The sequence below is a fragment of the Nocardioides zhouii genome, from assembly GCF_004137345.1.
GTDB classification, from domain to species: Bacteria; Actinomycetota; Actinomycetes; order Propionibacteriales; family Nocardioidaceae; genus Nocardioides; species Nocardioides zhouii.
The window spans coordinates 151,865-163,857 of the sequence record NZ_SDWV01000001.1 but is presented as its reverse complement, the minus strand read 5'-3'; the positions used below and the strand labels follow the sequence as shown (position 1 = coordinate 163,857).

10 protein-coding genes are annotated in these 11,993 nt (G+C 71.3%); 3 read left to right on the top strand and 7 right to left on the bottom strand.

Annotation, left to right across the window (positions count from 1 at the left end; genetic code table 11):
• Positions 1 to 29: 29 nt before the first annotated feature.
• Positions 30 to 1,370, bottom strand: a complete 1,341-nt coding sequence (gene ccrA / locus EUA94_RS00775) for a crotonyl-CoA carboxylase/reductase (protein WP_129423716.1) — start codon at positions 1,368 to 1,370, stop codon at positions 30 to 32.
• Between the two features lie 82 nt (positions 1,371 to 1,452).
• On the bottom strand, positions 1,453 to 1,905 hold the full coding sequence (gene mce / locus EUA94_RS00770; RefSeq protein WP_129423714.1) for a methylmalonyl-CoA epimerase: 453 nt from the start codon (positions 1,903 to 1,905) through the stop codon (positions 1,453 to 1,455).
• Positions 1,906 to 2,055: 150 nt separating this feature from the next.
• Between mce and EUA94_RS00765 the strand changes: the two genes are divergently transcribed.
• Positions 2,056 to 3,240: an acetyl-CoA C-acetyltransferase gene (locus EUA94_RS00765; protein ID WP_129423712.1), complete on the top strand. Its 1,185-nt coding sequence runs from the start codon at positions 2,056 to 2,058 to the stop codon at positions 3,238 to 3,240.
• A 7-nt stretch (positions 3,241 to 3,247) separates the two neighbouring features.
• On the top strand, positions 3,248 to 4,207 hold the full coding sequence (gene meaB, locus EUA94_RS00760) for a methylmalonyl Co-A mutase-associated GTPase MeaB (protein WP_129423710.1): 960 nt from the start codon (positions 3,248 to 3,250) through the stop codon (positions 4,205 to 4,207).
• Positions 4,208 to 4,212: 5 nt separating this feature from the next.
• Here the strand turns inward: meaB and EUA94_RS00755 are convergent, their stop codons facing one another.
• Together EUA94_RS00755 and EUA94_RS00750 are read right to left on the bottom strand one after the other, a co-directional pair.
• Positions 4,213 to 4,929, bottom strand: a complete 717-nt coding sequence (locus EUA94_RS00755) for a Rossmann-fold NAD(P)-binding domain-containing protein (protein WP_129423708.1) — start codon at positions 4,927 to 4,929, stop codon at positions 4,213 to 4,215.
• A 72-nt stretch (positions 4,930 to 5,001) separates the two neighbouring features.
• Positions 5,002 to 5,601: a GtrA family protein gene (locus EUA94_RS00750; protein WP_129423706.1), complete on the bottom strand. Its 600-nt coding sequence runs from the start codon at positions 5,599 to 5,601 to the stop codon at positions 5,002 to 5,004.
• A 59-nt stretch (positions 5,602 to 5,660) separates the two neighbouring features.
• Between EUA94_RS00750 and EUA94_RS00745 the strand changes: the two genes are divergently transcribed.
• Complete coding sequence (locus tag EUA94_RS00745; protein ID WP_129423704.1) at positions 5,661 to 6,599, top strand: co-chaperone YbbN; 939 nt, start codon at positions 5,661 to 5,663, stop codon at positions 6,597 to 6,599.
• Here the strand turns inward: EUA94_RS00745 and ppdK are convergent.
• The 3 genes from ppdK to EUA94_RS00730 form a co-directional block, all read right to left on the bottom strand.
• Complete coding sequence (gene ppdK / locus EUA94_RS00740) at positions 6,585 to 9,263, bottom strand: pyruvate, phosphate dikinase (protein ID WP_129423702.1); 2,679 nt, start codon at positions 9,261 to 9,263, stop codon at positions 6,585 to 6,587. The two genes, EUA94_RS00745 and ppdK, sit on opposite strands and share 15 nt — an antisense overlap.
• A 14-nt stretch (positions 9,264 to 9,277) precedes the next feature.
• Positions 9,278 to 10,018, bottom strand: coding sequence for an NUDIX domain-containing protein (locus EUA94_RS00735; RefSeq protein WP_129423700.1), 741 nt, complete (start codon positions 10,016 to 10,018; stop codon positions 9,278 to 9,280).
• A 132-nt stretch (positions 10,019 to 10,150) separates the two neighbouring features.
• Positions 10,151 to 11,983: a multicopper oxidase domain-containing protein gene (locus tag EUA94_RS00730; RefSeq protein ID WP_129423698.1), complete on the bottom strand. Its 1,833-nt coding sequence runs from the start codon at positions 11,981 to 11,983 to the stop codon at positions 10,151 to 10,153.
• Positions 11,984 to 11,993 lie beyond the last annotated feature (10 nt).

The window sequence follows — 11,993 nt, the reverse complement described above, 5'->3', positions numbered from 1 at the left end:
CAGGGTGAGGGAAAGGTCTCAGGTCGCGATCAGACCCCGCGGAACCGGTTGATCGCGGTCTCGTGCTGGGCGCGGAGCTCGTGGTCGAGGACGCCGAGGCCCTCCTCCGGCGACAGGCACAGGACGCCGACCTTGCCCTGGTGGGTGTTGTGGTGGACGTCGAGCGAGGCCTGTCCGACCTCCTCGAGGGTGTACGTGCGCGACAGCGTCGGGTGGATCTTGCCCTTCGCGATGAGGCGATTGGCCTCCCACGACTCGCGGTAGTTGGCGAAGTGGCTGGAGATGATCCGCTTGAGGTTCATCCACAGGTAGCGGTTGTCGTACTCGTGCATGTAGCCCGAGGTCGAGGCGCACGTGGTGATCGTGCCGCCCTTGCGGGTCACGAAGACCGACGCGCCGAACGTCTCGCGACCCGGGTGCTCGAAGACGATGTCGATGTCCTCGCCACCGGTGAGCTCACGGATCCTGGCGCCGAAGCGCTTCCACTCCTTCGGGTCCTGCTGGGTGTTCTCGTCGTTCCAGAACTTGTAGCCCTCCTCGGAGCGGTTGATGATCAGCTCCGCGCCCATGCTCCGGGCGATGGCGGCCTTCTCCTCGTTGGAGACCACGCACACGGGGGTGGCGCCGCCGTTGAGGGCGTACTGCGTCGCGAAGCCGCCGAGTCCGCCCGAGGCGCCCCAGACCAGGACGTTGTCGCCCTGCTTCATGTCGCCGCCGTTCTTGGAGACCAGCTGGCGGTACGCCGTGCAGTTCACGAGGCCGGGGGAGGCGGCCTCCTCCCAGGTCAGGTGCTCGGGCTTGGGCATCAGCTGGTTGGCCTTGACCATCGCCACGTCGGCCAGACCGCCGAAGTTGGTCTCGAAGCCCCAGATCCGCTGCTCGGTGTCGAGCATCGTGTCGTTGTGGCCGTCGGGGCCCTCGAGCTCGACCGAGAGGCAGTGCGCCACAACACGGTCACCGGGCTTCCACTTGGTGACGCCGGGGCCCGTCTTGAGGACGACGCCGGACAGGTCGGAGCCGACCACGTGGTACGGCAGGTCGTGGCGCTTGGTGAGCTCGCTGTTGCGGCCGTAGCGCTCGAGGAAGCCGAAGGTCGACACCGGCTCGAAGATCGAGGTCCACACGGTGTTGTAGTTGATGGCGGAGGCCATCACGGCTACGAAGGCCTCGCCGGGACCGAGCTCGGGCAGCGGCACCTCGTCCACGTGGAGGGACTTGCGCGGGTCCTTCTCCTTGGCGGTGAGGCCCTCGAACATGTCCACCTCCTCCTTCTTCACGAAGGCGGCGCGGTAGGACTCGGGGAGCGCCAGTGAGGCGAAGTCCTCCGCGGTCGCGGAGCCGGACTGGATGGCGTCGAGGATGTTCTGCACGGGTGTCTCCTGAGGCGCGAAGGTCGGTCGGGTCAAGATACCGGTCGGTAACCTCGGGTGGGCCGAGGTGTGAGGTACGTCGCTAGCGAGCGGGCTCGACGAGCTCGACGAGCACCCCGCCCGCGTCCTTGGGGTGGATGAAGTTGACCCGGCTGTCGGACGTGCCGCGGCGCGGGGCGTCGTACAGCAGGCGCAGGCCGCGCCCGCGCAGCACGTCGGCGACGTGCTCCACGTCGTCGACGCGGAACGCGAGCTGCTGCAGGCCGGGGCCGCTGCGGTCGAGGAACTTCGCGATCGTCGACTCGGGGGTCAGCGGCGCGAGCAGCTGGATGCAGGAGCCGGTGTCGCCGACTCCCACCATCGCCTCGCGTACGCCCTGCTCCTCGTTGACCTCCTCGTGGAGGACCTGCATGCCGTAGGTGTCGCGGTAGAACGCGATCGCCTCGTCGAGGTCGGGCACCGCGATGCCGACGTGGTCGATCGCCGTGAAGAGGTGCTGGACGTCCTGCGGCAGGGACTGCTCGGGAGCGCTCATGGCCACATGGTGGCCGAAGGCGGCGCGGGGCGCGAGGGGGTGTGACGTGTGCCTCACGCCGAGCGCGTCACAGCCCCTGCCGCGCCGGGCGCAGGGGTGGGTATCGTCGCCAGACGTACCCCTCACCCGCATCGCCTGGAGGAAAAGCCCATGACCGGTTCAGTCATCGTCGCCGGAGCACGCACCCCGATCGGCCGCCTGCTCGGCGGCCTCAAGGACCAGTCGGCGGCCGACCTCGGCGGCGTCGCGATCAAGGGCGCCCTCGACAAGGCGGGCGTGAGCGGCGAGCAGGTCGACTACGTGATCATGGGCCAGGTGATCCAGGCCGGGACCGGCCAGATCACCGCCCGCCAGGCTGCCGTCAAGGGCGGCATCCCGATGAGCGTCCCGTCGATCACCATCAACAAGGTGTGCCTGTCCGGGATCAACGCGATCGCGATGGCCGACCAGCTCATCCGCGCCGGCGAGCACGAGATCGTCGTCGCCGGCGGCATGGAGTCGATGACCCAGGCTCCCCACCTGCTCCCGAAGAGCCGCGAGGGCTTCAAGTACGGCGACACCACGCTCGTCGACTCGATGGCCTACGACGCGCTCTACGACCAGTTCACCCACCAGGCGATGATCAGCCTGACCGACGGGTGCAACGCGGCCGGCGCGAACCTGACCCGTGAGGAGCAGGACGCGTTCGCGGCGCAGTCGCACCAGCGCGCGGCCGTGGCCTGGAAGAACGGCGTCTTCGACGACGAGGTCGTCCCGGTCACCATCTCCAGCCGCAAGGGCGACATCACCGTCGCCGAGGACGAGGGCATCCGCGGCGACACCACGGTGGAGTCGCTCTCGGGCCTGCGCCCGGTGGCCAAGGACGGCAGCATCACCGCCGGGTCCGCGTCCCAGATCTCCGACGGCGCCTGCGCCGTGGTCGTGATGAGCAAGGCGAAGGCCGAGGAGCTCGGGCTGACCTGGCTCGCCGAGATCGGCGCCTCCGGCCAGGTCGCCGGCCCCGACTCCTCGCTGCAACTCCAGCCCGCCAACGCGATCGCGAAGGCGGCCGAGAAGGAGGGCATCGCGGTCTCCGACATCGACCTCTTCGAGCTCAACGAGGCGTTCGCCGCTGTCGGCATCGAGTCGGCGCGGCAGCTCGGCGTCGACCAGGACAGGGTCAACGTCAACGGCGGCGCCATCGCGCTCGGCCACCCGGTCGGCATGTCCGGCGCCCGCATCGTGCTGCACCTCGCGCTGGAGCTCCAGCGCCGGGGCGGCGGCGTCGGTGCCGCCGCGCTCTGCGGTGGCGGTGGCCAGGGCGACGCCCTGATCATCCGCGTCCCCGCGTCTTGAGGGAGGCGTGACCCGGCGGAGCGCCCCGGCGGTACCTGACCTCGTCGCCCGGGCGCGGCAGGGCGAGGCCGCCGCGGTCGCCCGCCTGATCACCCTCGTCGAGGCCGACTCGCCCGCCCTGCGCGAGGTGATGTCGGCCCTGCGCGAGCACACCGGTCGCGCCCACGTGGTGGGCATCACCGGGGCGCCCGGCGTCGGCAAGTCGACCTCGACCAACGCCCTGGTCGCGGCCATGCGCGCGGACGACCGCCGGGTCGGGGTGCTGGCCGTCGACCCGTCGTCCCCGTTCTCGGGCGGGGCCCTGCTCGGCGACCGGGTGCGGATGGGCGACCACGCCCTCGACCCGGAGGTCTACATCCGCTCGATGGGCGCCCGCGGGCACCTCGGGGGACTGGCCCGCTCCACCCCCCAGGCCGTACGCGTCCTGGAGGCCGCGGGTTGCGACGTCGTCGTCGTCGAGACCGTCGGCGTCGGGCAGAGCGAGGTGGAGGTGGCCGGCCTGGCCGACACCACGCTCGTGCTGCTTGCCCCCGGCATGGGCGACGGCATCCAGGCCGCCAAGGCCGGCATCCTCGAGATCGGTGACGTGTACGCCGTCAACAAGGCCGACCGGGAGGGTGCGGACCGCACCCGGCGCGAGCTGCGCACGATGCTGACCATGGCCGAACGGCCCGAGGGCGCCTGGCGCCCGCCCGTCCTGCAGACCGTGGCCAGCACGGGGGAGGGGATCGACGCACTGCTGGCGGAGATCGATCGTCACGCCGCTTGGCTCGCCGAGTCGGGCGAGATGGTCCGGCGTCGTACGGCGCGGGCGCGGAGCGAGGTCGAGGCGATCGCGCTCGCCACGATGAGCGAGCGGTGGGCCGCGGCCGGCGGCGGGGCGGACCTGGACCGGCTGGCCGCCCGGGTGGCGGACGGGGAGGCCGATCCCTATGCAGCGGCGGACGAGCTGGTCGACGGAGCCTGACGACGTCAGCTGAGGCGCAGGGTCTGACCGGTGATCCGGGCGCTCGCGGCGAGGAACAGCGCGGCCTGGGCGACCGCTTCACCGGTGCGCGCCTCCTGCGAGCGTACGAGGGTGTCGCCGCCCGCCATGCGCGTGCCGGCGCGCGGGGCGTACGGGCGGGGCAGCACCGGGCGCGTGGTCTGCAGCACGGAGTTCACCCGGACCCCGAGTCCCGCCCACTTCTCGCCGGCGCGGGCGGTGGACTCGATGACCTGTGCCTGGGCCTCGTCGGCCGTGGAGGAGAGCTCGAGCCAGCTGCGTACGGCCCCGGTGTTGACGACGCAGCCGCCTCCGGGCGCGGGGCTCTGGCTGAGCTTGAGGCGCAGGCGGGTGGTGAGGAACGTCGGGCCGAGGAGGCCGGAGCGAGCCGCCTGGGCGATGAACGTGCGCTCGTCGGGCGGCAATGCGTACGGGAGGTTGCAGGACGCGGCGAGGACGAGCACGTCGAGGTGGTCGACCATCGCCGCGAGGTGGTCGATCGAGTCCTGGCGGGCCAGGTTGACCGACTCGTACTCGAAGGGCGAGAGGTCGGTGTCGTAGAGCGCGCGCAGCATCATCGTGCCGGTGACCGTCACCGACGCCCCTGCTTCGGCGAAGGACGTCGCGATGGTGTGACCCTCGCCGCGCGCGCCGCCGACCACCAGCACCTGGTAGCCGGCGAAGTCGTATGACCCCGATGTCATGGCTCCGGCCTCCCCTCGACTCCGGGTGTGTCTACCACGCCTGTGGGGTGAGGTCACAGTCGGCAAGGAACCTCAGGAGTGGTCTCGGACCACTTCCTCCACAACCACCACTTCCCCCTCGAAAAGCGGGTCTGCGAGGTCGGGACGGCCGGTCCGCACGGCCGCGAAGGTCCACAGCTTGTTGAAGACGAACGACACCGGCATCACGAGCGTGATGACGATCAGCTGCGACCAGTAGAGGCGGCTGCGCAGGCCGCTCGAGTCGTCGAAGATGCCGGTCGGCAGGCCGACGGGGGAGTGCGGGTGCAGCAGGAGGGTGAGCAGGGCCAGGCCCACGACCTGGCCCCCGAAGCCGACCACCAGGAACGGCCAGTACTCGTGCCACCACCGGGAGTGCCGGCTGCTCTGGAAGGTCCACGTGCGGTTGAGCTGGAAGTTGGAGAGGTTGGCCACGAGGAACGCGATCGTCGAGTAGACGTGGTACCAGCGGAGGTTGAAGTCCGAGCCGCCGAGCCCGACGACGGCCTCGTCGAAGTGCGGGCCGAGCCGGCGCAGCAGGACGAGGGTCAGCAGGTTGACCGCGACACCCGATCCGCCGACGACCCCGAAGCGCGCCAGGAGCCCGAGGTTACGCCGGTGGCGCACGTAGAGCCGGGTGCTCCGAGAAGTCATACCGCGGAGGCTACCGACCCGGGCGCTCCCGCGAGGGCGGTCTCCCTAGGATTGACCCCATGACGCAGCAACCGTTCAGCCGCCCCGGTGCCATCGACCTCTCCGGCCTCGGACAGCCCGCGCCGCCCCGGGCGGCCGCATCAGCACCCGCGGGTACACCGAGCGCCGCGGGGTCGTCGTACAGCGTGCAGGTCGACGAGCCGGGCTTCCAGGCCCTGCTCGAGCAGTCGATGACCGCGCCGGTGCTGCTGGCGTTCTACTCCCGCACCCGGATGCCCGAGAGCGGCCAGCTCGCCGACGACCTCGTCACGGTCGTCGAGGAGCACGAGGGCCGCTACCTGCTCGGCCTGGTCGACGTCGACGCCGTGCCGCAGATCGCGCAGGCCATGCAGATCCCGTCGATCCCGCTGGTCGTGGCCGTCGTCGACGGGCGGCCGATGCCGCTGCTGCAGGATGCGCTGCCCATCGAGGAGCTGCGCACCGCGCTGACGCAGGTCGGCCAGCAGCTCACCGCCCAGGGCATCGCCGGGCGGCACCAGCCGCGCTCGAGCGCCGCCCCGGCCGCCGAGGGCGAGGAGGAGACGGTCGACCCGCGCTACGCGCCCGCCCAGGATGCACTCGTCGCCGGCGACATCGACGGTGCCGTCGCGGAGTACCAGAAGCTCCTCGACGCCAACCCGGCGGACGCGGAGGCGGCCGGCGGCCTGGCGATGGCCAAGGTCATGCAGCGCACCCAGGGCGTCGACCTCGCGGCGGCCCGCGCCGCGGCGGCCGAGCAGCCCGACGACGTCGACGCGCAGACGATGGTCGCCGACCTCGACATGCTCGGCGGCCACGTCGAGGACGCCTTCACCCGGCTGGTGAACTTGGTGGCCCGGACGGCCGACGCCGACCGTACGAAGGCGCGCGACCACCTGCTCGGCCTCTTCGCCGCCGTCGGCAACGACGACCCGCGCGTGCTGGCGGGCCGCCGCAACCTGGCGTCAGCGCTTTTCTAGAACGGAGCGTCCGGCCTCGAGCCGGGCGACGGGCACCCGGAACGGGGAGCACGAGACGTAGTCGAGGCCGATCCGGTCGAAGAAGTGCACCGAGCGCGGGTCGCCGCCGTGCTCACCACACACGCCGACCTTGAGGTCGGGCTTGGTCTGGCGACCCTTGATCGTGCCCATCTCGACCATCCCGCCGACCCCGAGCTGGTCGAGGGTCTCGAAGGGGGACACGTCGAAGATCGCGTGCTCGAAGTAGCGGGAGAAGAACGCCGCCTCGACGTCGTCGCGGGAGAAGCCCCATCCCATCTGGGTCAGGTCGTTGGTGCCGAACGAGAAGAAGTCGGCCTCCATCGCGATCCGGTCGGCGAGGAACGCGGCGCGTGGCAGCTCGATCATCGTGCCGATCGAGATGTCGAGCGTGACTCCGCGCGACTCCTGCACCTCGGCGATCTCCTTCTCGAGCACGGCCCGGACGATCTCCAGCTCGCGCACGCTCGCGACCAGCGGGACCATGATCTCCGCGCGCGGCGTGCCGTGCGCGTCGGTGCGGTCGGCGGCGGCCTCGGCGATCGCGCGGGCCTGCATGCGGAACAGGCCGGGGATCTGGATGCCGAGGCGAACGCCGCGCAGGCCGAGCATCGGGTTGGACTCGTGCAGGCGGCGTACGTGGGTGAGCAGGGCGGCGTCGTGCGCGTCGACCTCCCCGCGCTCCTCGGCCACGGCGACCTTCACGCTGAGATCGGTGAGGTCGGGCAGGAACTCGTGCAGCGGCGGGTCGAGCAGGCGGATCGTGACCGGGAGCCCGTCCATCGCCTCGAGGATCTCGGTGAAGTCCTGGCGCTGCAGCGGGAGCAGCGCGGCGAGGGCGGCCTCCGTGCCGGCCTCGTCCTCGGCGACGATGAGCTTCTCGACCAGCTCGCGCCGCTCGCCGAGGAACATGTGCTCGGTGCGGCACAGCCCGATGCCCTGGGCGCCGAAGCGGCGGGCGCGCGCGGCGTCCTCCGGCGTGTCGGCGTTGGTGCGCACGCGCAACCGGCGCGCGCCGTCGGCGTGGGCCATGATCCGCGCCACGGCGTGGGCGAGGTCGTCGTCCAGCTTCTCGCCCTCGAAGTGGCGTACGACGACGGAGTCCGTGACCGGTACGGCGCCTGCGAACACCTCGCCCGTGGTGCCGTCGATCGAGATGACGTCCCCCTCGCCGATGGTCTCGCCGTCGCGTACGCGGAACGTCCGGGCCTTGGTGTCGACGTCGAGGGACTCGGCGCCGCACACGCACGTACGCCCCATGCCGCGGGCGACGACGGCGGCGTGCGACGTCTTGCCGCCGCGGCTGGTGAGGATGCCGCGGGCCGCGACCATGCCGCGCAGGTCGTCGGGGTTGGTCTCCTTGCGGACCAGGATCACGTCCTCGCCGCGCTCGGCCCACTCGACAGCGGTGTCGGAGTCGAAGACGACCTTGCCGACGGCCGCGCCGGGGGAGGCGTTCATGCCCTTGGCGAGCAGGGTGCGCTCGGCCTTCTCGTCGAAGCGGGGGAACATCAGCTGGGCGAGCTGGTCGCCCGTGACCCGCAGCACCGCCTCGTCCATCTGGATCAGGCCCTCGTTGACCATGTGGATCGCGATCCGGAACGCCGCCTCGGGGGTGCGCTTGCCGACGCGGGTCTGGAGCATCCAGAGCTTGCCGCGCTCCACCGTGAACTCGATGTCGCACATGTCGCGGTAGTGCCGCTCGAGGCGGGTCATGATCGCCATCAGCTCGTCGTGCGACTTCTGGTCGATGTCGGCCATGTCGGCGAGGCTGACGGTGTTGCGGATGCCGGCGACGACGTCCTCGCCCTGCGCGTTCTGGAGGTAGTCGCCGTACTCACCCTGGGCGCCGCTCGCGGGGTCACGGGTGAACGCGACGCCGGAGCCGGAGTCCATGCCGAAGTTGCCGAAGACCATGGCCTGCACGTTGACGGCTGTGCCGAGGTCCTCGGGGATCCGCTCCTGGCGGCGGTAGAGCCGCGCACGGTCGGTGTTCCACGAGTCGAAGACCGCGCGGATCGCGAGGTCCATCTGCTCGCGCGGGTCCTGCGGGAAGTCGCGGCCGGTCTGTTCCTTGATGATGCCCTTGAACGCCTCGACGATGCCGCGCAGGTCGTCGGCGTCGAGGTCGAGGTCGGACTCGGTGCCCTTCGCCTTCTTCGCCTCGTCGAGGGCCTCGGAGAACAGTTCGGAGTCGACGTGCAGGACGGTGCCGCCGAACATCTGGAGCAGGCGGCGGTAGGAGTCCAGGGCGAACCGCTCGTCCTCGCTGCGGGCGGCCAGGCCGCCGACGGACGTGTCGTTGAGCCCGACGTTGAGGACGGTCTCCATCATCCCGGGCATCGAGAACTTCGCGCCGGAGCGCACCGAGACGAGCAGTGGGTCGGTCGCATCACCGAGCTTCTTGTCCATCGCGGCCTCGAGGGCCTCCAGGTGTTCGGTGACCTCCTCGTCGAGGCCCTCGGGCATGCCGCCCTCGCCCGACTCCTGGAGCGCCAGGTAGGCCCGGCACGTCTCGGTCGAGATCGTGAAGCCGGGTGGCACCGGGAGTCCCAGCGTCGTCATCTCGGCGAGGTTCGCACCCTTGCCGCCGAGGAGGTCCTTCTGGTCCTTGTTGCCTTCTGAGAATTCGTAGACCCACGCCATGGAGGCATCCTGCCTCAGCGGCCGGACTCCGTATACGGCTGGCGACCCTCGACCGCCGCTCGTACGCGCCTGGCGGTGAAGTCGGCCGCGAGCTCGTCGACCTCCTCGAGCGTGCAGAACCGGGCGTCTCGGATCTCGCGCTCCTGCTTGACCACCTGGTCGAGCACCGACGCGTCCTTGGTGCCGCCGTCGAAGACCAGGCACACGGCGTCGTCCCAGCCACCCCACGGGGGCAGCCAGTCGGTGAGCAGGAGGCCGCCCGGCTCGATCTGGAGACCGAGCTCCTCCTCGACCTCGCGCTGCACCGCGAGGCGCGGCGACTCGCCGACCTCGACGACGCCACCGGGCAGGTCCCAGTCGCGCTTGTACGTCAGCTGGCACAGCAGCACGCGCCCCTCCAGGTCGCGCACCAGCATCTGCGAGATCGCCCGCTTGCGGGGGAGGAAGGAGTTGAGCAGCGACCGGAATCCGCCGGGCTCGTTGACGGGAGCATCCGTGACGAGCCGCGCGTAGACGATCCGGTCCTCCTGCTCACCGCCCGGCCCCAGCCCCCGGCGTACGCCCTCGCGGTGCATGCCGGCCCACGTCGCAGCCCGCTGCCCGGTCGTGTCGCCGCTCGCGACCAGCGCCTCGACCCGGGAGTGCCCGGTGAGCGCCTCGGCGACCTCGCGTCGGAGCTCGTCGGTGCTGACCTCGCCCGCCCACTGGAGTCGGGCCACCCCGTCGCCGGAGGTCACGGAGATCGGGCTGGGCACTCCGCCACCCTAACGAGGGGCGGGTCACGGCCGTCGCCGCCCGAGCACCAACGTAGGCAGTTGGCGTGGAGCTCCGCCCGTTCCATGCTCAGCACTGGCTGGTGGGAGGGCGAACTGCCTACGTTGATCGGGTCAGGGGACCACGTCGAAGCGGGCCATCATCCCGTGGTCCTCGTGGTCGAGCATGTGGCAGTGGATCATGAAGGCGCCGGTGTAGTCGGTGAAGCGGGCGGACACCTCGACCTCCTCGCCGGGCTCGAGGCGCCAGGTGTCCTCGAGGCCCTGTTCCCACGGCGGCGGTGCCTTGCCGTCGCGCAGGAGGGTGCGCCACTGCTCGGCGTGGATGTGGACGTAGTGGGTGAGGTCGCTGGTGTTGCGGAAGCGCCAGCGCTCGACGGTGCCGAGCCCCGCGCGGTGGTCGGTGCGGGTGGGGTCGAAGGCCTGGCCGTTGATCGTCCAGGAGCTGCTGTGGTGGCCCTCGCTGAGGCCGAAGGTCCACGTCTTCGAGACCGTCGCAGGAACGGGGGAGACGAGCTCGGGGGACGGCAGGCGCGAGGGGAGGCGGGAGGGGTCGGGGGCGCTGGCGCCCACGCGGAACTCCATCACGGCCGTCTCGCGGGCATCGGCGCCGGTGCTCCCGATGGCCGCGGGCACCGACTCGAGCACCAGGCGCCGGCCGGTGGCGCCGCTGAAGTCGACGATGACGTCCGCGCGCTGGGCCGGACCGAGGAGCACCGACGATCGGACGACGGCGCGGGGGAGCAGGCCGCTGCCGGTGCCGATCTGGAGGAGGGGTCGCCCGTCGGAGAGGGTCAGGTTGTAGCTGGAGAACGGCGAGGAGTTGAGCAGCCGCAGCCGGTAGCGGGTCGCGGTCACGCCGAGGTACGGGGCCGCGCGACCATTGACCAGGACGGTGTCGCCGACCGTGGCGTCGTCCGGCGGTGCGTTCGGGCCGATCCACGCCATCTCGCCGTGGTGGCCGACCATCGAGGGGCCGTCGGCGAACGGGTCGGTGAGCTGGTTGCTCGGCGTGAACGACCGCTCCGAGATCATCAGCGGGATGTCGCGCGCCCCACTGGGGAGCCGCAGCCCCGGCGTCGGGGGATCGGTGACGATGAACATCCCCTGGAGGCCGCGCCAGTTGTTGCGCGCGGTCCGGTCCATCCGGTGGTCGTGGTACCAGAAGAACGACCCCGGCTCGGCACGCCCGTCGTAGGTGAGCGGGTAGTCGTACGTGCGGCTGGAGCCGCGGCGGATCAGCCGGCTGGTGGGCTGCCCGTCGTCCTTCGACGCGTGGTGGTCGCCGTGCAGGTGGGTCGACATGGAGCCGGCACCCTTCGGCAGCCGGTTGACGACGGTGACCCGGGTGCCACGGCCGCCGCGGCGCCGGATCGTCGGGCCGGGGTAGGTGCCGTCGTAGGTCCACATCGACGTACGCCGCCCGTGCGGCAGGGTGCGTACGCGGCTGCGCCTCATCACCAGTCGGATCTCGGCGCCGCGCTTCGTCGCGGGCACCACCAGCGGCTGGTCGAAGCTCGGCCGCTCGGGCTCGACCCCGCCGCCGGCCCCGGCGACGGTCAGGACGCCCCGCATGCTCGGGTGGAACTTGCAGTAGAACGCCCAGTCGCCGTCGGCGAGCGACTCGACGTCCGGGACCGTCGCGGTCGTCCCGGCGGCGATGCGTACATCGAACACGGGCAGGCCGTCGGCGCCCTTGGCCACCGATGTCACGGTGTGGTCCATCGAGTCGAGGTTGACCACCGTGACGGTGCCACCCCCGGTCACAGTCACCGCGGGGGTGGAGTAGCCCTTGCGGGCACCGCCCTCCTCGATCACGACGGTGGCGTTGCGCACCGGTTCGGCGAAGGCCTGCGGTGTCTCGGACGCACCGCCGACGTCGTACGCCACCAGGGCCGTGGTCGCGAGCAGCACCGCGACGGCACCGACCCGGACCCGTCCCCACATCCCGTCGATG

Bases quoted from the DNA above. Each gene is read 5' to 3' on its own strand.
- EUA94_RS00765 (WP_129423712.1), top strand. From the start codon at position 2,056: ATGACCGGTTCAGTCATCGTCGCCGGAGCACGCACCCCGATCGGCCGC.
- mce (WP_129423714.1), bottom strand. From the start codon at position 1,905: ATGAGCGCTCCCGAGCAGTCCCTGCCGCAGGACGTCCAGCACCTCTTC.
- EUA94_RS00755 (WP_129423708.1), bottom strand. From the start codon at position 4,929: ATGACATCGGGGTCATACGACTTCGCCGGCTACCAGGTGCTGGTGGTC.
- EUA94_RS00745 (WP_129423704.1), top strand. From the start codon at position 5,661: ATGACGCAGCAACCGTTCAGCCGCCCCGGTGCCATCGACCTCTCCGGC.
- ppdK (WP_129423702.1), bottom strand. From the start codon at position 9,263: ATGGCGTGGGTCTACGAATTCTCAGAAGGCAACAAGGACCAGAAGGAC.
- EUA94_RS00730 (WP_129423698.1), bottom strand. From the start codon at position 11,983: ATGTGGGGACGGGTCCGGGTCGGTGCCGTCGCGGTGCTGCTCGCGACC.
- EUA94_RS00750 (WP_129423706.1), bottom strand. From the start codon at position 5,601: ATGACTTCTCGGAGCACCCGGCTCTACGTGCGCCACCGGCGTAACCTC.